Annotated in this window: 15 protein-coding genes; 7 read left to right on the forward strand and 8 right to left on the reverse strand. The window is 61.4% G+C overall.

The genetic code is table 11. The annotated features are described in order from the left end of the window. The first annotated feature begins 242 nt into the window (after positions 1–242). From DWF74_RS08825 to DWF74_RS08855, 7 genes are all read left to right on the forward strand, one after another. Positions 243–2,294 carry a putative bifunctional diguanylate cyclase/phosphodiesterase gene (locus DWF74_RS08825; protein ID WP_102860505.1) on the forward strand — a complete coding sequence of 684 codons (2,052 nt, stop codon included), beginning with the start codon at positions 243–245 and terminating at the stop codon, positions 2,292–2,294. A 164-nt stretch (positions 2,295–2,458) separates the two neighbouring features. Beyond that, complete coding sequence (locus DWF74_RS08830) at positions 2,459–3,799, forward strand: imelysin family protein (RefSeq protein ID WP_102860504.1); 1,341 nt, start codon at positions 2,459–2,461, stop codon at positions 3,797–3,799. 189 nt (positions 3,800–3,988) lie between these two features. After that, entirely contained in the window at positions 3,989–5,413 is a 1,425-nt protein-coding gene (locus DWF74_RS08835) for a di-heme oxidoredictase family protein (RefSeq protein WP_102860503.1), read from the forward strand. Between the two features lie 44 nt (positions 5,414–5,457). After that, positions 5,458–6,522, forward strand: a complete 1,065-nt coding sequence (locus DWF74_RS08840; RefSeq protein WP_102860502.1) for an imelysin family protein — start codon at positions 5,458–5,460, stop codon at positions 6,520–6,522. A gap of 2 nt (positions 6,523–6,524) precedes the next feature. Continuing rightward, positions 6,525–7,622: a DUF1513 domain-containing protein gene (locus DWF74_RS08845; protein ID WP_102860995.1), complete on the forward strand. Its 1,098-nt coding sequence runs from the start codon at positions 6,525–6,527 to the stop codon at positions 7,620–7,622. A 124-nt stretch (positions 7,623–7,746) separates the two neighbouring features. Next, on the forward strand, positions 7,747–8,898 hold the full coding sequence (locus tag DWF74_RS08850) for an efflux RND transporter periplasmic adaptor subunit (RefSeq protein WP_115580780.1): 1,152 nt from the start codon (positions 7,747–7,749) through the stop codon (positions 8,896–8,898). A gap of 13 nt (positions 8,899–8,911) precedes the next feature. Further along, positions 8,912–11,935: a multidrug efflux RND transporter permease subunit gene (locus DWF74_RS08855; protein WP_115580781.1), complete on the forward strand. Its 3,024-nt coding sequence runs from the start codon at positions 8,912–8,914 to the stop codon at positions 11,933–11,935. A 58-nt stretch (positions 11,936–11,993) separates the two neighbouring features. Here the strand turns inward: DWF74_RS08855 and DWF74_RS08860 are convergent, their stop codons facing one another. The 8 genes from DWF74_RS08860 to DWF74_RS08895 all read right to left on the reverse strand — a co-directional run bounded on the left by DWF74_RS08860 (position 11,994) and on the right by DWF74_RS08895 (position 19,010). Next, positions 11,994–12,218 carry a hypothetical protein gene (locus tag DWF74_RS08860; protein ID WP_102860499.1) on the reverse strand — a complete coding sequence of 75 codons (225 nt, stop codon included), beginning with the start codon at positions 12,216–12,218 and terminating at the stop codon, positions 11,994–11,996. A 2-nt stretch (positions 12,219–12,220) separates the two neighbouring features. After that, positions 12,221–12,931: a lipopolysaccharide kinase InaA family protein gene (locus DWF74_RS08865; RefSeq protein WP_102860498.1), complete on the reverse strand. Its 711-nt coding sequence runs from the start codon at positions 12,929–12,931 to the stop codon at positions 12,221–12,223. A gap of 4 nt (positions 12,932–12,935) precedes the next feature. Further along, positions 12,936–13,616: a class I SAM-dependent methyltransferase gene (locus DWF74_RS08870; protein ID WP_102860994.1), complete on the reverse strand. Its 681-nt coding sequence runs from the start codon at positions 13,614–13,616 to the stop codon at positions 12,936–12,938. A 198-nt stretch (positions 13,617–13,814) separates the two neighbouring features. Then, positions 13,815–15,095 carry a sensor histidine kinase gene (locus DWF74_RS08875; protein WP_115580782.1) on the reverse strand — a complete coding sequence of 427 codons (1,281 nt, stop codon included), beginning with the start codon at positions 15,093–15,095 and terminating at the stop codon, positions 13,815–13,817. Further along, positions 15,085–15,768 (reverse strand): two-component system response regulator ColR, encoded by a 684-nt coding sequence (gene colR / locus DWF74_RS08880; RefSeq protein ID WP_102860496.1) that lies wholly within the window; start codon positions 15,766–15,768, stop codon positions 15,085–15,087. The genes DWF74_RS08875 and colR overlap by 11 nt, the downstream gene beginning before the upstream one ends. A gap of 528 nt (positions 15,769–16,296) precedes the next feature. Then, on the reverse strand, positions 16,297–17,940 hold the full coding sequence (gene groL / locus DWF74_RS08885) for a chaperonin GroEL (protein WP_047288866.1): 1,644 nt from the start codon (positions 17,938–17,940) through the stop codon (positions 16,297–16,299). Positions 17,941–17,989: 49 nt separating this feature from the next. Then, positions 17,990–18,283 (reverse strand): co-chaperone GroES, encoded by a 294-nt coding sequence (locus DWF74_RS08890; RefSeq protein WP_011063093.1) that lies wholly within the window; start codon positions 18,281–18,283, stop codon positions 17,990–17,992. 250 nt (positions 18,284–18,533) lie between these two features. Continuing rightward, complete coding sequence (locus tag DWF74_RS08895) at positions 18,534–19,010, reverse strand: FxsA family protein (protein WP_011063094.1); 477 nt, start codon at positions 19,008–19,010, stop codon at positions 18,534–18,536. Positions 19,011–19,069 lie beyond the last annotated feature (59 nt).

Below are 19,069 nucleotides of genomic sequence, written 5' to 3' on the forward strand. Positions count from 1 at the left end.
CATCTTGTCCCGCCCAGCCGAGACGCTAAGATTCATCTGATGTAAAAATCAACGCCGCCCCTCAAGTTGCAAGGCGTCGCTACCGACACACTATCCACAGCAAGAGCAATCCTGAATCTGATCACCCGGGCCTGGCCCGCAGACGTCCTGTTCTCGGCCTTAATGTCACTTTGACGGCCAACACGGGATTGCCAATACTCATGGCAACTTGACGCTACGCGCACGGAACAAGGAATAGCCCTTTGAAGCTGGAACTCAAAAACAGCTTGTCGGTGAAGTTGCTCCGGGTTGTGCTGCTGTCGGCACTCATAGTGGGCGTAGTCCTGAGCTGTGCCCAGATCGTCTTCGATGCCTACAAGACTCGGCAGGCGGTAGCTAACGACGCCCAGCGCATTCTCGACATGTTTCGCGACCCATCGACACAGGCGGTCTACAGCCTGGACCGGGAAATGGGCATGCAAGTCATTGAAGGCCTGTTCCAGGATGATGCGGTGCGCATGGCCTCCATTGGCCACCCCAATGAAACTATGCTCGCGGAAAAGTCCCGCGAGCTGCAGCATTCTTCCAGTCGCTGGCTCACCGATCTGATTCTTGGCCAGGAACGCACCTTCACCACCCAGTTGGTGGGCCGCGGCCCCTACAGCGAGTATTACGGCGACCTGAGCATCACCCTCGACACCGCTACCTACGGCCAGGGCTTCATCATCAACTCGGTGATCATCTTCATCTCCGGCGTCCTGCGCGCCCTGGCCATGGCACTGGTGCTGTACCTGGTCTATCACTGGTTGCTGACCAAACCGCTGTCACGAATCATCGAGCACCTGACTACCATCAATCCCGACCGCCCCAGCGAACACCAGTTGCCACTGCTCAAGGGGCACGAAAAAAACGAACTGGGAATCTGGATCATCACCGCCAACCAGTTGCTGGCCTCCATCGAGCGCAACACCCACTTGCGCCACGAAGCGGAAAACAGCCTGCTGCGCATGGCCCAGTACGACTTCCTGACCGGCCTGCCGAACCGTCAGCAACTGCAGCAGCAACTGGACAAGATCCTGGTGGACGCCGGACGCCTGCAACGCCGGGTGGCAGTACTGTGTGTCGGCCTGGATGACTTCAAGGGCATCAACGAACAGTTCAGCTACCAGACCGGCGACCAACTGCTGCTGGCCCTGGCCGATCGCCTGCGTGGCCACAGTGGCCGCCTCGGCGCCCTGGCTCGCCTGGGTGGCGATCAGTTCGCCCTGGTCCAGGCCGATATCGAACAACCCTATGAAGCCGCAGAGCTGGCACAAAGCATCCTCGACGACCTGGAGGCCACCTTCGCCCTCGATCATCAGGAAATCCGCCTGCGCGCCACCATCGGCATCACCCTGTTCCCGGAAGACGGCGACAGCACGGAAAAACTCCTGCAAAAAGCCGAACAGACCATGACCCTGGCCAAGAGCCGGTCACGCAATCGCTATCAGTTCTATATCGCCAGCGTCGACAGCGAAATGCGTCGGCGCCGGGAGTTGGAGAAGGACCTGCGTGAAGGCCTGACCCGGGAGCAGTTCTTCCTCGTCTATCAGCCACAGATCAGCTATCGCGACCACCGGGTGGTGGGAGTCGAGGCGCTGATTCGCTGGCAACACCCGGAACACGGCCTGGTGCCGCCGGACCTGTTCATTCCCCTGGCGGAGCAGAACGGCACCATCATCGCCATCGGCGAATGGGTCCTGGATCAGGCCTGCCGTCAACTGCGCGAATGGCACGACATGGGCTTCAGCGACCTGCGTATGGCGGTCAACCTGTCCACGGTGCAACTGCACCACGCCGAGCTGCCACGGGTGGTCAACAACCTGCTGCAGATCTACCGCCTGCCACCGCGCAGCCTGGAACTGGAAGTCACCGAAACCGGCCTGATGGAAGACATCAGCACCGCCGCCCAGCATCTGCTGAGCCTGCGACGCTCCGGAGCGCTGATCGCCATCGACGATTTCGGCACTGGTTATTCGTCCCTGAGTTACCTGAAAAGCCTGCCCCTGGACAAGATCAAGATCGACAAGAGCTTCGTCCAGGATCTGCTGGATGACGACGACGATGCGACCATCGTGCGCGCCATCATCCAGCTGGGTAAAAGCCTGGGCATGCAGGTGATCGCCGAGGGCGTGGAAACGGCTGAACAGGAGGCTTACATCATCTCCGAAGGCTGCCATGAGGGTCAGGGCTATCACTACAGCAAACCCCTGCCGGCACGGGAGTTGAGCGCCTACCTGAAACAGGCGCAGCGCAGCAACGCGGTGATCCTCTGACCTAAACAGAGCACTGGCCGGCTTGACCTGGCGCAGTCCCCTTCTGAATAAGAAATATTTACAAGCGCGACCCTTTACACATAATGCAAATCTTTCGCATTATGTTGCAGTTTTGCGCGCCCCCCAGCGCCGTCCACTCCCCCTCTCGAAGCAGGATGTTCGCCATGATTCGTATGCCTCTGGCTACCGCCAGTCTGTTGGCCATCGCTATTTCCCTCGCCGGCTGCGGCGAAGGCAAAGACGACAAGGCTGCCGCTCAAGCGCCGACCCCGGCCGCCAGCACTGCCACCCCAGCCACTGACGCTGCCGGCAAGGTCGACGAAGCCGCGGCCAAGGCTGTAGTCGCGCATTACGCCGACATGGTATTCGCCGTTTACAGCGACTCCGAATCCACCGCGAAAACCCTGCAAACCGCCATCGATGCCTTCCTCGCCAAGCCCAACGACGAAACCCTGAAAGCCGCCAAGGCTGCCTGGGTTGCCGCTCGCGTGCCTTACCTGCAGAGCGAAGTGTTCCGCTTCGGCAACACCATCATCGATGACTGGGAAGGTCAGGTGAACGCCTGGCCACTGGACGAAGGCCTGATCGACTACGTCGACAAGAGCTACGAGCACGCACTGGGCAACCCGGGCGCCACCGCCAACATCATCGCCAACACCCAGATCCAGGTCGGCGAAGACAAGGTCGACGTGAAAGACATCACCCCGGAAACCCTCGCCAGCCTGAACGAGCTGGGTGGTGCCGAGGCCAACGTCGCCACCGGCTACCACGCCATCGAATTCCTGCTCTGGGGCCAGGACCTGAACGGCACCGGCCCTGGCGCCGGCGCCCGCCCTGCTTCCGACTACCTGGAAGGTGCCGGTGCCACCGGCGGCCACAACGAGCGTCGTCGCGCCTACCTGAAGGCCGTGACCCAACTGCTGGTCAACGACCTGGAAGAAATGGTCGGCAACTGGAAGCCGGATGTGGCCGACAACTACCGCGCCACCCTGGAAGCCGAACCGGCCGAGACCGGTCTGCGCAAGATGCTGTTCGGCATGGGCAGCCTTTCCCTGGGCGAACTGGCGGGCGAGCGGATGAAGGTATCCCTGGAAGCCAACTCCCCTGAAGATGAGCAGGATTGCTTCAGCGACAACACCCACAACTCGCACTTCTACGATGCCAAGGGCATCCGCAACGTCTATCTGGGCGAGTACACCCGTGTCGACGGCAGCAAGATGACCGGCGCCAGTCTGTCGTCCCTGGTGGCCAAGGCCGACCCGGCAGCCGACGCCGCCCTGAAAGCCGACCTGGCCGCCACCGAAGCCAAGATCCAAGTCATGGTCGACCACGCCAACAAGGGTGAGCACTACGACCAACTGATCGCGGCGGGCAACGAATCCGGCAACCAGATCGTACGCGACGCCATCGCCGCCCTGGTCAAGCAGACCGGCTCGATCGAACAGGCTGCGGGCAAGCTGGGCATCAGCGACCTGAACCCGGACAACGCCGATCACGAGTTCTGATCAGCGCGGCTTCAGCCAAAAGGCGACCTGCGGGTCGCCTTTTTTGTGCCCGTGGCGCTCCGTTTCAGGCGCCTGGACGCTTCCCGGCAAGCTTGTCCTGAATCAAACCAAACGATAATTCCTCTTATTCAATCCAGGCGGCCCTGTTAGACTTTGCGCCCTTGTTTTGCTCGTCTTGCAGGATGTCCGATGCCCCCGTCGCTGCTTCGCTGGTCCGCTCTACTCATGGCCTTGAGCCTGAGTGCCTGCGATGACGCTCCGCGCTTTACCCAGGCCGAACCAGGGGAAGCCCGGGCCGGCGGCGCGACCACGGTCAACAAGGCCGATCGCAATGCCTTCTCCCTGCCATCGGCCAACCTGCCACCGACCCGACGCCTGGACTTCAGCGTCGGCAACAGTTTTTTCCGCAACCCCTGGGTGATCGCCCCTTCCACCACCACCGCCCGTGACGGCCTCGGCCCGCTGTTCAACACCAATGCCTGCCAGAACTGCCACGTCAAGGACGGCCGCGGCCATCCGCCCGCGCCGGATGCGCTGAACGCGGTGTCGATGCTGGTGCGCCTGTCGATTCCGGATACCCCGGCCTACGCCAAGGTCATTGAGCAGGTCGGCGTGGTGCCGGAACCGGTGTATGGCGGCCAGTTGCAAGACATGGCGATTCCCGGAGTCGCCCCCGAAGGCCGGGTACGGGTCGAATACGATCCGCTGCCCGTACGGTTCAAGGACGGCACCCAGGTGGAGTTGCGCAAACCCAGGCTGCAGATCACGGACCTGGGCTACGGCCCAATGCACCCCGAGACGCAGTTCTCCGCCCGAGTGGCGCCGCCGATGATCGGCCTGGGGTTGCTGGAGGCCATTCCCGAAGCGGCAATCCTGGCCAACGCTCGGCCCGCTTCCGGCAATAAGGCCATTGCCGGACGACCCAACTGGGTCTGGGATGACGCCCAGCAAAAGACCGTACTCGGGCGTTTTGGCTGGAAAGCCGGCCAACCCAACCTCAATCAACAAAATGTTCACGCGTTCTCTGGTGATATGGGCCTGACCACCCGCCTGAGGCCCTTCGATGACTGCACCGACGCGCAAACCGCCTGCAAGCAGGCCCCCAACGGCAATGGTCCGGACGGTGAGCCGGAGGTCAGCGACAACATCCTGCGCCTGGTGCTGTTCTACACTCGCAACCTGGCGGTACCGGCGCGCCGCGATGTCGATTCGCCCCAGGTCCTGGCCGGCAAGAACCTGTTCTTCCAGGCCGGCTGCCAGTCTTGCCACACCCCAAGCTTCACCACTGCGGCCAACGCCGCCGAACCCGAATTGGCCAATCAGGTGATACGCCCCTACAGCGACCTGCTGCTGCACGACATGGGGGAGGGCCTGGCGGACCACCGCACTGAGTTCAAGGCCAGTGGCCGCGACTGGCGCACTGCGCCCCTGTGGGGCATCGGCCTGACGGAAACCGTCAGTGGCCACACCCAGTTCCTGCATGACGGCCGCGCCCGCAACCTGATGGAGGCGGTGCTGTGGCATGGCGGCGAAGCCGAGGGCGCGAAGCAACAGGTTCTCGCCTTCAATGCCGAGCAGCGTGCCGCGCTGCTGGCCTTTTTGAATTCGCTATAAACATTCGTCTCATCTGCTTTCTCCACAACAAAGGGAGCCCGAACATGTTCCGCCCCAAACTGCTGTTCACCAGCCTTGCCGCACTTGCCCTGGGCGCCTGCTCGCCCCAGGACCCACAAGCCGTGACCTCGGCCGCTATCGCCAAGCAGGTGATCCTGCCGACCTACAGCCGTTGGGTCGACGCTGACCGCCAACTGGCCATCAGCGCCCTGGCCTTCTGCGAAGGCAAGGAAAGCCTGGACACTGCCCGTGCCGACTTCCTCCACGCACAAAAGGCCTGGGCCGAGCTGCAACCGCTGCTGATCGGCCCGCTGGCCGAGGGCAACCGCGCCTGGCAAGTGCAGTTCTGGCCGGACAAGAAAAACCTGGTAGGCCGCCAGGTCGAACAACTGGTCAGCGCCAATGCGCAGATCGATGCCGCGGCCCTGGCCAAGTCCAGTGTGGTGGTGCAAGGCCTGTCGGCTTACGAGTACATCCTGTTCGACAGCAAGATCGACATGGCCGACAGCGCACAGAAAGCTCGCTACTGCCCACTGTTGACCGCCATCGGTGAACGTCAGAAACAACTGGCGGAAGAAATCCTGGCGGGCTGGAATACCAACGACGGCATGCTCGCCCAGATGAGCAAGTTCCCCAACCAGCGCTACGCCGACTCCCATGAAGCCATCGCTGATTTGCTGCGGGTCCAGGTCACTGCCCTGGATACCCTGAAGAAGAAGCTCGGCACGCCGATGGGCCGCCAGACCAAGGGCATTCCTCAGCCGTTCCAGGCCGACGCCTGGCGCAGCCAGTCGTCCCTGCAAGGCCTTGAGGCCAGCCTCAGCGCTGCTCAGACGGTCTGGGCCGGAGTCGACAACAAGGGCCTGCGCGGCCTGTTGCCAGCCGATCAGAAGCCCCTGGCCGACAAGATCGACGCTGCATACGCCGCCTCGCTGAAACTCTTCGCCAGCACCCAGCGCTCGCTGACCGAAATGCTCGGTGACGACGCCGGGCGCCAGCAGCTCAATGATCTGTACGACAGCCTCAACGTGGTCCACCGCCTGCACGAAGGCGAACTGGCCAAGGCGCTGGGTATCCAACTGGGCTTCAACGCCAACGACGGTGACTGATGATGCTGCGACGTCAGGCTTTGGTTCTGGGCAGCCTGCTGCTCAGTGCGGTGACCTTGGGCGGCTGGACGCTGTTCAAGCAAAAGGGCAAACAGCCCTTGCTGCTTTCGGCCAGGGACGATGGTGACGGCAAGCATTACGCCGTCGGTTATCAGCTGGACGGTAAACAGGTGTTTGCCACCCAGGTCGGCCAGCGTTGCCATGACATCATCAATCACCCGCAGTTGCCGATCGCCCTGTTCGTGGCCCGGCGCCCGGGCACCGAGAGTTACCTGATCGACCTGCGCAACGGCGCGCTGCTGCAGACCGTGACCTCACAACCTGACCGGCACTTCTACGGTCACGCGGTGATCCACAAGGATGGCCAGTGGTTGTACGCCACCGAGAACGACACCCGGGACCCCGGCCGCGGCCTGCTCGGGGTGTATCGCTTCGAAGGCGAGCGTCTGGTGCACAGCGCTGAGCTGTCCACCCACGGTATCGGCCCGCACCAGGTGTCGTGGATGCCCGACGGTGAAACCCTGGTGGTAGCCAATGGCGGCATCCGCACTGAAGCCGAGAGCCGGGTGGAGATGAACCTCGATGCCATGGAGCCCAGCCTGGTGCTGATGCAGCGCGACGGCACCCTGTTGAGCAAGGAAACCCTGGCCCAGCAGATGAACAGCGTGCGCCACATGGGCATCGCCAGCGACGGCACCATCGTCACCGGCCAGCAGTTCATGGGCGCCGCCCACGAGCCCTCGGAACTCCTGGCAATCAAGCGTCCGGGCCAGCCCTTCGCGGCCTTCCCGGTGCCCGAACAGCAGCTGCAAGCCATGGGGCACTACACCGCCAGCGTCGCGGTGCACAGCGACCTGCGCCTGGTGGCCCTGACCGCCCCCCGGGGCAACCGTTTCTTCATCTGGGACCTGGACAGCGGCGCAGTGCGGGTCGATGCGCCCCTGCCAGACTGTGCCGGGGTCGGCGCCGTGGCCGACGGTTTCGTGGTGACGTCGGGACAAGGCCGTTGCCGCTTCTACGACTGTCGTCAGACACAGATTGTGGCAAAGCCGCTGGATCTGCCCGCAGGGCTCTGGGACAACCATCTGCATCTGATCTGAAAAAACCTCCCCGGCCTTGGCGCCGGGAGCTTCGCTGAACGACAGGACGCTCATCTGGAACCCGCACGCGACTCGGAGTAATGTCTACCGGGCTTGTTTACCGGGCTTTCCAAGGAAGCGGAATATGCTGCGTCGCCGCATGCTGATCATGCTGGGTGTGGTCCTGTTGGTCGTGCTGTTGCTGGCCGGCTACAAGGCGTTTTCGATCTACAAGATGGTCCAGGTCTACTCGGCCCCCAAGCCGCCCATCAGCGTGGCGGTGATTACCGCCGACGAGCGCCCCTGGCAAAGCCGGCTGCCCAGTGTCGGCAGCCTCAAGGCCCTGCAAGGGGTCAACCTCAGCCTGGAAGTCGCCGGTACGGTCAAGGACCTGCAGTTCGAATCCGGGCAGCAGGTCAAGGCCGGCCAGCCGTTGCTGACCCTGGACAGCGCGGTGGAAAGCGCCCTGCTGGAAACCGCCCAGGCCGACCTCGGCCTGGCCCAGCTGGATTTCGGACGCGGCAGCCAACTGGTGGGCAGCCAGGCGATTTCCAAGGGCGAGTACGACCGACTCTCGGCACAGCTGCAAAAAAACAAGGCCACGGTCAACCAGCTCAAGGCCTCCCTGGCCAAGAAACGCATTCTCGCCCCCTTTGCCGGCACGATCGGCATCCGCCAGGTGGATATCGGCGACTTCCTGGCCAGCGGTACGGTGATCGCCACCCTGCAGGACCTGAGCAGCCTGTACGTGGACTTCTACATCCCGGAACAATCGGTGCCCAAGATCCGCCTGGGACAGACCGTGGAACTCAGCGTTGCAGCGTTCCCCGGAGAGTCGTTCCCCGGCAGCATCAGCGCCATCAACCCCAAGGTCGAGAACAGCACCCGCAACGTGCTGGTACGCGCCACCCTGGCCAACCCCGGAGGCCGCTTGCTGCCAGGCATGTTCGCCGACCTGCAAGTATTGCTCCCCGATCCGCAGCTCAAGGTCGTGGTGCCGGAAAGCACCCTCACCTACACCCTCTACGGCAACTCGGTGTATGTGGTAACGCAAAAGAAAGCCGCCGACGGCAGCCTGGAGAAAGACCCCAAGGGCCAGCCGCTGCTGGTCGCCGAGCGGCGCTTCGTCGACACGGGCGAGCATCGCGGCGGCCTGGTGATGATCAACAAGGGCGTGAAAAAGGGCGAACAGGTGGTCAGTGCCGGTCAGATCAAACTGGATAACGGCGCCGACATCAGCATCACTCCGGACAAGCTGCAACCGGAACAGCCGAACAGCCAGCCCCGCGCCGACTGATCAAGGAATCCCCATGGCCTTTACCGATCCGTTCATTCGCCGCCCGGTGCTCGCGACCGTGGTCAGCCTGCTGATTGTGCTGTTGGGGTTCCAGGCCTGGAGCAAGCTGCCCTTGCGCCAGTACCCGCAGATGGAGAACGCCCTGATCACGGTGACCACCGCCTACCCCGGGGCCAATGCCGAAACCATCCAGGGCTATATCACCCAACCCATGCAGCAGAGCCTGGCTAGCGCCGAAGGCATCGACTACATGACCTCGGTGAGCCGGCAGAACTTCTCGGTGATCTCGATCTACGCCCGGATCGGCTCCAACAGCGACCGCCTGTTCACCGAACTGCTGGCCAAGGCCAACGAGGTCAAGAACAAGCTGCCCCAGCAAGCCGAAGACCCGGTGTTGAGCAAAGAAGCAGCCGACGCCTCGGTGCTGATGTACATCAGCTTCTCCAGCCCGCAACTGAACAACCCACAGATCACCGACTACCTGTCGCGCGTGATCCAACCCAAGCTGGCGACCCTGCCGGGCATGGCCGAGGCGGAGATCCTCGGTAACCAGGTGTTTGCCATGCGCCTGTGGCTGGACCCGGTGAAGCTGGCGGCCTATGGCCTGGCGGCCAGCGACGTGAGCAATGCCGTGCGCCAATACAACTTTCTGTCCGCCGCCGGCGAGGTCAAGGGCGAGTATGTCGTCACCAGTATCAATGCCAACACCGAACTGAAATCCGCCGAGGCGTTCGCCGCTATCCCGTTGAAAACCGATGGCGACAGCCGGGTCCTGCTCAAGGATGTGGCGCGGGTGGAAATGGGTGCGGAAAACTACAACGCCATCAGCTCCTTCGGCGGCGTCCCTTCGGTCTACATCGGCATCAAGGCCACCCCCGGAGCCAACCCTCTGGACGTGATCAAGGAGGTGCGCAAGCTGCTCCCGGAACTGGAAGCGCAACTACCCCCGACCCTCAAGTTAGACATTGCCTATGACGCCACGCTGTTTATCCAGGCCTCCATCGACGAGGTGCTCAAGACCCTGTTCGAGGCAGTATTGATCGTGATTGTGGTGGTGTTCCTGTTTCTTGGCGCCTTGCGTTCGGTGGTGATCCCGGTGGTGACCATTCCACTGTCGATGATCGGCGTGATGTTCTTCATGCAGTTGATGGGCTACTCGATCAACCTGCTGACCTTGCTGGCCATGGTCCTGGCCATTGGCCTGGTGGTGGACGACGCCATCGTGGTGGTGGAGAACATCCATCGGCACATCGAAGAGGGCAAGTCCCCCCTGGACGCGGCCATCGAAGGAGCGCGGGAAATCGCCATGCCGGTGGTATCGATGACCATCACTCTGGCGGCGGTTTACGCCCCCATTGGTTTTCTCCAGGGACTCACCGGGGCCCTGTTCAAGGAGTTCGCCCTGACGCTGGCCGGGGCCGTGGTGATTTCCGGGATCGTCGCCCTGACCCTGTCACCGATGATGTGTGCACTGTTGCTGCGCCGCGAGGAAAACCCCAGCGGCCTGTCCCATCGCCTGGACCGGATTTTCGACAGCCTGAAGCAGCGCTACCAGCGCCTGCTCCACGGCACCCTTGATACCCGCCCCGTCGTACTGGTGTTCGCACTGATCGTGCTGTGCCTGATTCCCCTGCTGCTCAAGTTCACCAAGGCGGAGCTGGCACCGGACGAAGACCAGGGCATCGTTTTCATGCTGGCCACGGCGCCGCAACCGGCCAACCTGGAGTACCTCAATGCCTACACCGATGAGTTCCTGGCGATCTTCAAGGAGTTCCCCGAGTACTACTCCTCATTCCAGATCAACGGTTTCAACGGAGTGCAGTCAGGGATCGGCGGCTTCCTGCTCAAGCCCTGGAACCAGCGCCAACAGACCCAGATGCAAATCCTGCCTCAGGTCCAGGAGAAACTGGCAGGCATTGCCGGCCTGCAAGTCTTCGGTTTCAACCTGCCAGCCTTGCCCGGCACCGGCGAGGGCCTGCCCTTTGCCTTCGTGATCAACACCCCCAACGATTACGAGTCCCTGTTGGAGGTGGCCAACCGGGTAAAGAAACGCGCCATGGAGTCGGGGAAGTTCGCCTTTGTCGACATTGACCTGGCCTTCGACAAGCCCGAGGTAGTGGTCGGCATCGATCGGGCCAAGGCGGCGCAGATGGGCGTTACCATGCAGGACCTGGGGGGTACGCTGGCGACCTTGCTCGGCGAGGCGGAAATCAACCGTTTCACCATCGACGGCCGCAGCTATAAAGTGATCGCCCAAGTGGAGCGCGCCTATCGGGACAACCCTGACTGGCTGAACAACTACTACGTGAAGAACAGCAAGGGGGAGGCCTTGCCGCTGTCGACCCTGATCAAAGTCAGCGACCGCGCCCGCCCTCGGCAGTTGAACCAGTTCCAGCAACTCAATGCCGCGACCATTTCCGGTGTGCCCGTGGTCAGCATGGGCGAAGCCATCGACACCATGCGCCAGATCGCCACGCAGGAGGCCCCCGCCGGCTATGCGTTCGACTATGCCAGCGCTGCCCGCCAGTACGTCCAGGAAGGCAGCGCGCTCTGGGTCACCTTCGGCCTGGCCCTGGCGATCATTTTCCTGGTACTGGCGGCGCAGTTCGAAAGCTTCCGCGACCCGGTGGTGATTCTGGTGACCGTGCCGCTATCGATCTGCGGCGCCCTGATCCCGCTGTTTCTCGGCTGGTCGAGCATGAACATCTACACCCAGGTCGGCCTGGTGACGCTGATCGGCCTGATCAGCAAGCATGGGATCCTGATCGTCGAATTCGCCAACCAACTGCGCCGGGACCAGGGACTCAGCGCCCGACAGGCGGTGGAGCAAGCCGCGTCCATTCGCCTGCGCCCAGTGCTGATGACCACAGCGGCGATGGTGTTCGGCATGGTGCCACTGATCCTGGCCAGCGGTGCCGGAGCAGTCAGCCGCTTCGATATCGGCACGGTGATTGCCACAGGCATGTCCATCGGCACCCTGTTCACCCTCTTCGTCCTCCCCTGCATCTACACCCTGCTGGCCAAGCCGGACGCCTGAGCCGGGGACAAACAAAAGGCCTCGCAATGCGAGGCCTTCAGGTGGCAGTTTCAGGTCTTCAACTCTGTGGCTTCAACGCCTGGCTCATGCCGAACATGAACAGCAGCAGTTCATGATCCGGCTTGACCGCCACCGAGCTCTTGGCCACCCGTGGCAATGGGCAATGTTCACCCTGAGCGGCGCTGAGAACCTGCGTTCGCGGCTGCTCCCAGACAACCATGGCCAAGGAAGCAACTGCCAAGGCTCCTGCCAGGAACAAACCTCGTGCAATTTCTAGCTTCATAGCTATAAACCTTTGATGGGGCTGCCAAACACCGTTCTATAAAGGTAGTAGAGCTTTTGCCAGTCGGTGTCATTCCACGACGAATGGCGGCGCAGTTGCTTGAGGTCGTGGGCCGCGGCCCGGCGGCTGCTCAGGCGCTGGCGGCACTTCTCGAAATCCAGCAATGCAATCCTCACCTGGGCCTGCTCGCCCTCGCCATCTACTCGCACGAAAACATGTTTGGAATACAGGCAGCCATGCTGCCAACGGCCCTTGTGCATGCGCGCCAGCGTCTGCGCCAGTGTCTGCAACACTCGTTCGTGCAAAACTTCGCCGTGGCGTTCACGCTCACCTGCGGCATACCAGTTATCGATTTCCACGAAGCCGTCGAGCGCAGCGGTCACCAGCAGGGCCTGCCACTGGTGCTCGGGGCCGCGCCGGGCGCCGCAGAACACCAGTTCCGGCACCTCTATATCCAGCGAACGCAGGCTTTGCAGGGCATCACGCTCACGCAGGACGGTCGGACGACCAAAAGGATGCAGAAAACTGCGATGAATATGCCCGATCTGTCGCTTGGCATAGAGCAGACGACCGCCGCTGATCAGGCGCTGCACGCCGCTCTCACCGCCTCGACGCTTATTGGGTTGCTCGACCCATTCACCTTGTTGGTCCCAGAAGTATTCGAAGCAATCTGTGGGCACGGCATCCATTTCCGAAGCACATTCAACAGCCATCCTCTTACCTCTTGCGTAATACGTAGACTCGCCACATGGCGTAGAGCGGAAAGAAGTCCAGATGCTCCTGGACACGAAAACCGGCTTGCCTGAACTCTTCTTCGACCGTAGCCGCCGGTAACACGAAACGATTCTGGTAACCCTCCTGCCCACCTTCGGACAGCCGCTTGCGCTCCATACGCTTGCGCTTCCAGGCCTTGAAATTGCCATCGACCCATAGCGAGATAATCACGCTGTCACGGGTGACCCGCTGAAACTCCCGTAGCAGCGCCATCCGATGCTCGACCTCGCCGATGTGGTGCAGCAACCGCATGGAAAAAATGCAGTCCACAGCGTTGTCCGGTAAATCGATGGCAAACGCTGACGTCTGCAAGGCTCGTACCCGTTTCACCACGTCGGCCGGTTGCGCCACCGTAGCGGTGCTGAGCATAGCCGCTGAATTGTCAGCGCCAACAATGACTCGATTGGCCTTTTCGGTCAGCAGCGGCCAGAAACGGCCCGCGCCACAGGGCAGGTCCAGCACCAGGCCCGGCTCTCCCGCCAGGGCCAGCGCAGCGCGAGCCAATTGTTCATCACGCTTGTGGGACAACTGTCGCGCCAGTCCTTGCTGGTGCTTGAGCAGGTATTGCTGCGCATGTTGGGCATCGTACTTGTCGGAAAATTCCAGCTTGATCGGTGTCGCCATCATCAAAGTCTCCTGCAACTGATGGCGCCACCTTAGGCAGCGACGTGTCAGCGACAGGTCATCCCCTTGTGAAAACTTCGTACCGTCCAACGATGAAATATTTCAGAGTTTTACAGGCAGCAGGCAATGGCCTGGGGCCACTTCAGAAGAAAAATCGACAAGCGAGTGGCCCTGCAAAACAGGGCCTGGCAAGAGTATTCAAGCCTTGGAAGGGGGGAGCTGAACGTGAAAACGACAGCCATTGGGGGTCATGGTACTGAGAGTGACGCTCCAGCCCTGGTTCTCGCAGATGCGCTGGACCAGGGACAAGCCCAGCCCCAGGCCCTCACCGCGTTTTTCATCGCCACGGACAAAGGGCTGGAACATCGCCTCGCGCTTTTCCTCGGGAATGCCCACGCCGCTGTCCTCGACGACAAATCCATCCGCCACCAGGCTCAAACGAATGAATCCCTGTTCGGTGTAGTGCAAGGCATTGCGCAACAGGTTGCCCATCACCGCATGCAGGAAGGTGGCGTTGTAGCGAGTTTCACCCGGTTGCCCCGGCTCGAAGATCAGCTCGATACCCTTGGCTTCGATGGATTCGCGCCACACTCCGATCAGGTCATTGGCCACCTGGGTCAACGTCAGCTGCGGCGACATACTGGCATCTTCCCGCTGGGCCCGGGCCAGCATCAGGAACGTCTGCACCAGCTCACGCATTTCTTCGCAGGCCCGGGCAATACGTTCGACCTGGGATCGTCCACGGGGATCAAGCCCAGGGTTTTCCAGGAGCAGCTCGCAGGACGTGGCCAGGACCATCAGCGGCGTGCGCAGTTCATGGCTGACATCACTGGTGAACAGGCGCTCACGGCTCAAAGCCTGGCGCAGACGTCCCAGCGTCGCATCGAAGGCGATCGCCAACTCGCCCACCTCATCCGCCGCATAATCCGGCGCCAGGGGCGGGGCCAGGCCCAGCAATTGATCGCGGTGACGGACCTGGCGAGCCAGACGAACCACCGGTGCCATCACCCTACGCGCCAAGACCCAACCCAGGAACACCGCCAGCGCCAGGCTGAGGACAAAGCCCACCAGCACCACCGCGAACAGCACCCGCTCGCGCTCTTCGAAATCACTCTGATCCTGCAGCAGCACATAACGCCGGCCATCCACCACTTCAACCATGGCGTGATAGGACAGCTGCTCGCGAAACACTTCATGGAAGCCCGGGTCCAGATGCCTCAGGTCCTTGGGCAACTCGAAGTCGCCGCGCCCGCCACTGTAGTAGAACAGCTGGTCGGGCTCGGGGCGGTGATTCCAGTCGGCAACGTTATCCATCAGCAACAGGCGTTGCAGATCGCCGCCAAGGCCGGCGGAGATGAGTTTCTCCTCCACCAGATGCACGGTCGCCACGATGCCCATGGCGAAAGCCCCCGCCACCAGTGCGCTCATCAAAGCAAAGGCGATGATGATGCGCTGGGCAAGGCTCTGCTTAAACTCCATCACGGCCCTCGGCCAACCGATAGCCGACACCGTGCACGGTGTGCAGCAACGGCTTGGCGAACGGCTTGTCGATCACCTGGCGCAGTTGGTGGACATGGCTGCGCAGGCTGTCACTGTCCGGACAGTCATCGCCCCACAGGGCCTCTTCGAGGATTTCCCGGCGCAACACATGGGGGCTCTTCTGCATCAACACTGCCAGCAGCTTGAGGCCCACCGGGTTGAGCTTGAGCAGACGCCCTTCGCGGGTGACTTCCAGGGTATCGAGGTCATAACTGAGGTCACCGACCTGCAGCGCTCGACGACCACCGCCCTGGGCACGGCGCATCACCGCCTCGATCCTCGCGGCCAGTTCGGACAGGGCAAATGGCTTGAGCAGATAGTCGTCGGCCCCGGACTTGAAGCCCTGAAGCCGGTCATCCAACTGGTCGCGGGCCGTGAGCATGATCACTGGGGTATCGCGCCGGGCATCTTCGCGCAGGCGCTTGCACAGGGTGTAGCCGTCGATCCCTGGCAGCATGATGTCGAGCACGATCAGGTCGTAATGCTCGGTGGCAGCCAGGTGCAACCCCGACAGACCATCCTGGGCGCAGTCCACGGTATAGCCCTTGAGTCCCAAGTAATCCGCCAGGTTGGCGAGAATATCGCGGTTGTCTTCGACCAGTAGAATTCGCATCGGCACTCTCTCCGCACACAGTTAGGGCCGTCTTGGCTCGCGCAGCTTAAGGCCAAGTCCGACTCGCCGCCAGCCTTGTCTGACCGATCCTGGGGCACTTTTGCCCCCTTCAATGGCTTAACAAATTTTTCACCGCTGGCTCACAACCTGACTACAGGGGCAAGCCCAGACTGCCGACCGTTTGCCGACCAGAAACAGACAGGAACAGCACTTCCTGGCTTGCCCGCCGAGCAGAAAGAGCCAATGCGTTTCATTGGCCAGAACTCAATGGATGTTCGCCGTGCCAGCGCTGTTGGGTTGTTGAACCTGAACGACGAATCGAGCGTCCTGGAGCTGTTGCAAGACACCCCACGGCCACTGCGGTCCTGGTGGGCAACCACCAACACCTGGGACTGTTCGACAGCAAGGGCCTGGCCATTCTCAGTCCATGCCAGAGGCGGCACCGACAGGCGCCCCTCAATTTCAGGCGCAAAAAAGCCCCGCCGGTTTTCACCGGCAGGGCTTTTTCAGTGCGGGGGTAAGGCTGGCTTACATCATGCCGCCCATGCCACCCATGCCGCCCATGTCTGGCATACCGCCAGCGGCCGGCTTGTCTTCCACGATTTCAGCAACAGCGGCTTCGGTGGTCAGGATCAGACCGCCGATGGACGATGCAGCTTGCAGCGCGGAACGGGTCACCTTGGTTGGGTCCAGGATGCCCATTTCGATCATGTCGCCGTATTCGCTGGTGGCAGCGTTGTAACCGAAGTTACCAGCGCCCTGCTTGACCTTGTCCACCACCACGCTTGGCTCGTCGCCGGAGTTGGCAACGATCTGACGCAGTGGGGCTTCGATAGCGCGACGCAGAACAGCGATACCCACGTCCTGATCGGCGTTGTCGCCTTTGAGGTCCTTGATGCCTTGCAGAGCACGGATCAGGGCTACGCCACCGCCAGGTACCACGCCTTCTTCGACGGCTGCACGGGTCGCGTGCAGGGCGTCTTCAACGCGGGCTTTCTTCTCTTTCATTTCAACTTCGGAGCCAGCGCCAACCTTGATCACTGCAACGCCGCCGGACAGCTTGGCCAGACGCTCTTGCAGTTTTTCACGGTCGTAGTCGGACGAAGTGTCGGCCACTTGTTGACGGATCTGGGTCACACGAGCCTGGATGTCCGCTTCAACGCCAGCACCGTCGATGATGGTGGTGTTTTCTTTGGACAGGATCACGCGCTTGGCGTTACCCAGGTGCTCCAGGGTGGTGCTTTCCAGGCTCAGGCCGATCTCTTCGGAGATCACGGTACCGCCGGTCAGAACGGCGATGTCCTGCAGCATGGCCTTGCGACGGTCGCCGAAGCCCGGTGCCTTGACGGCAGCGACTTTGACGATGCCACGCATGTTGTTCACAACCAGAGTCGCCAGGGCTTCGCCTTCAACGTCTTCAGCCACGATCAGCAGTGGGCGGCCGGCTTTGGCAACGGCTTCCAGCACTGGCAGCATTTCGCGGATGTTGGAGATCTTCTTGTCCACCAGCAGGATCAGCGGGCCGTCGAGTTCGGCGACCATAGTGTCCGGCTTGTTGATGAAGTAAGGCGACAGGTAGCCACGGTCGAACTGCATGCCTTCTACAACCGACAGTTCGTTTTCCAGGCCCGAGCCTTCTTCAACGGTGATCACGCCTTCTTTACCGACTTTTTCCATGGCTTCGGCAATGATGTCGCCGATGGAGTTGTCGGAGTTGGCGGAGATGGTGCCGACCTGAGCGATGGCTTTGGAGTCAGCGCATGGCTTGGACAGACCTTTCAGCTCTTTGACGATGGCGATGGTGGCCTTGTCGATACCGCGCTTCAGGTCCATCGGGTTCATGCCGGCAGCGACGGCTTTCAGGCCTTCGTTGACAATCGACTGAGCCAGAACGGTGGCGGTGGTGGTGCCGTCGCCAGCGTCATCGTTGGCACGGGAGGCAACGTCTTTGACCAGCTGCGCGCCCATGTTTTCGAAGCGATCTTTCAGCTCGATTTCTTTGGCTACGGAAACGCCGTCCTTGGTGATGGTCGGAGCGCCGAAGCTCTTCTCGATGATCACGTTACGGCCTTTCGGGCCCAGGGTCGCTTTTACTGCGTCAGCCAGAACGTTGACACCAGTGAGCATTTTCTTGCGGGCGGAATCGCCGAATTTAACTTCTTTAGCAGCCATGATCGATATTCCTTAAATACTGTGTAGTAGCGGGGAAATACGTGGGAAATCAGCCTTCGATAACGGCGAGAATCTCGTTCTCAGCCATTACCAGCAGATCTTCGCCATCGACTTTCACGGTGTTGCTGCCGGAGTACGGGCCAAACACCACTTTGTCACCCACTTTCACGGCCAGCGCACGTACTTCACCGTTGTCCAGCACACGGCCGGTACCTACAGCGACGATTTCGCCACGGTTAGGTTTTTCAGCAGCCGAACCAGGCAGAACGATGCCGCCAGCAGTTTTCGATTCTTCTTCGCTGCGACGGATGACGACGCGGTCATGCAGAGGACGAAGCTTCATTGTCGATCTCTCCTAATTGTGGTTTTCAACGGCCGGTGTCGATACCGGCGGGTTAGCAAATCCGGCTTTGCCGGGTGCGGCTCGCGAGCGAGCCGCGGAAGTCTGTCTGGTGTCAGCACCAGAAACCTTGCGGTGACCGTTACATAAGGGCGCATAAGGTTATTACAAGGGCTGGCTGATGAAATTTTTTACATCACCCGGGTTAAAACGAACACGGCACCCGAAGGTGCCGTGTGTTTGAGGCCAGTTATCAAGAATCTCGGTGCTCGAACTCACCTTCAATGACATTGGGCTCACGGCCCAACGGCTGTTGCGGCGCCGGGCCGCCACGGGCCGCACGCATGTCATCGGCAAAGGCGCGTTGGCGCAGGGCCTGCTCCTCGGCACGCTGGCGCATTTTATTGGCCAGCAGACGACGACTGATAGGGAGCAGCATCAGCAGGCCGAATACATCGCTGATGAAGCCCGGCAGGATCAGCAGGCCGCCCCCCAGGGCCAGCATCAGCCCTTCGAGCATCTGCTGAGCCGGCAGCTCGCCGCGATTGAGGCTTTCACGAGCACGCAGTGCCGTGGCCAGACCGGCCACGCGCAACACCAGCACACCGAGCATCGAACCGAGAATGATCAGCAGCAGTGCCGGGAAAAACCCGATGGCTGCGCTGACCTTGACGAAGACGAACAGCTCCAGCACCGGGAACAGTAAAAAGAGCAACAGAAAAGGGCGCATCAAATGGTTTCCTCTGCGGAAGAATGCCTTCCAGTAGACCGTAAATGACGTCGCCAATT

Source organism: Pseudomonas protegens, from assembly GCF_003363755.1.
GTDB lineage: Bacteria > Pseudomonadota > Gammaproteobacteria > Pseudomonadales > Pseudomonadaceae > Aquipseudomonas > Aquipseudomonas danubii.

What these genes read in the sequence shown, in the direction of transcription:
- DWF74_RS08835 (WP_102860503.1), top strand. Translation starts at nt 3,989, where the DNA reads ATGCCCCCGTCGCTGCTTCGCTGGTCCGCTCTACTCATGGCCTTGAGC.
- DWF74_RS08870 (WP_102860994.1), bottom strand. Translation starts at nt 13,616, where the DNA reads ATGGCGACACCGATCAAGCTGGAATTTTCCGACAAGTACGATGCCCAA.
- groL (WP_047288866.1), bottom strand. Translation starts at nt 17,940, where the DNA reads ATGGCTGCTAAAGAAGTTAAATTCGGCGATTCCGCCCGCAAGAAAATG.
- DWF74_RS08875 (WP_115580782.1), bottom strand. Translation starts at nt 15,095, where the DNA reads ATGGAGTTTAAGCAGAGCCTTGCCCAGCGCATCATCATCGCCTTTGCT.
- DWF74_RS08895 (WP_011063094.1), bottom strand. Translation starts at nt 19,010, where the DNA reads ATGCGCCCTTTTCTGTTGCTCTTTTTACTGTTCCCGGTGCTGGAGCTG.
- DWF74_RS08845 (WP_102860995.1), top strand. Translation starts at nt 6,525, where the DNA reads ATGCTGCGACGTCAGGCTTTGGTTCTGGGCAGCCTGCTGCTCAGTGCG.
- DWF74_RS08830 (WP_102860504.1), top strand. Translation starts at nt 2,459, where the DNA reads ATGATTCGTATGCCTCTGGCTACCGCCAGTCTGTTGGCCATCGCTATT.
- DWF74_RS08850 (WP_115580780.1), top strand. Translation starts at nt 7,747, where the DNA reads ATGCTGCGTCGCCGCATGCTGATCATGCTGGGTGTGGTCCTGTTGGTC.
- DWF74_RS08855 (WP_115580781.1), top strand. Translation starts at nt 8,912, where the DNA reads ATGGCCTTTACCGATCCGTTCATTCGCCGCCCGGTGCTCGCGACCGTG.
- DWF74_RS08865 (WP_102860498.1), bottom strand. Translation starts at nt 12,931, where the DNA reads ATGGCTGTTGAATGTGCTTCGGAAATGGATGCCGTGCCCACAGATTGC.
- DWF74_RS08860 (WP_102860499.1), bottom strand. Translation starts at nt 12,218, where the DNA reads ATGAAGCTAGAAATTGCACGAGGTTTGTTCCTGGCAGGAGCCTTGGCA.
- DWF74_RS08840 (WP_102860502.1), top strand. Translation starts at nt 5,458, where the DNA reads ATGTTCCGCCCCAAACTGCTGTTCACCAGCCTTGCCGCACTTGCCCTG.
- colR (WP_102860496.1), bottom strand. Translation starts at nt 15,768, where the DNA reads ATGCGAATTCTACTGGTCGAAGACAACCGCGATATTCTCGCCAACCTG.
- DWF74_RS08890 (WP_011063093.1), bottom strand. Translation starts at nt 18,283, where the DNA reads ATGAAGCTTCGTCCTCTGCATGACCGCGTCGTCATCCGTCGCAGCGAA.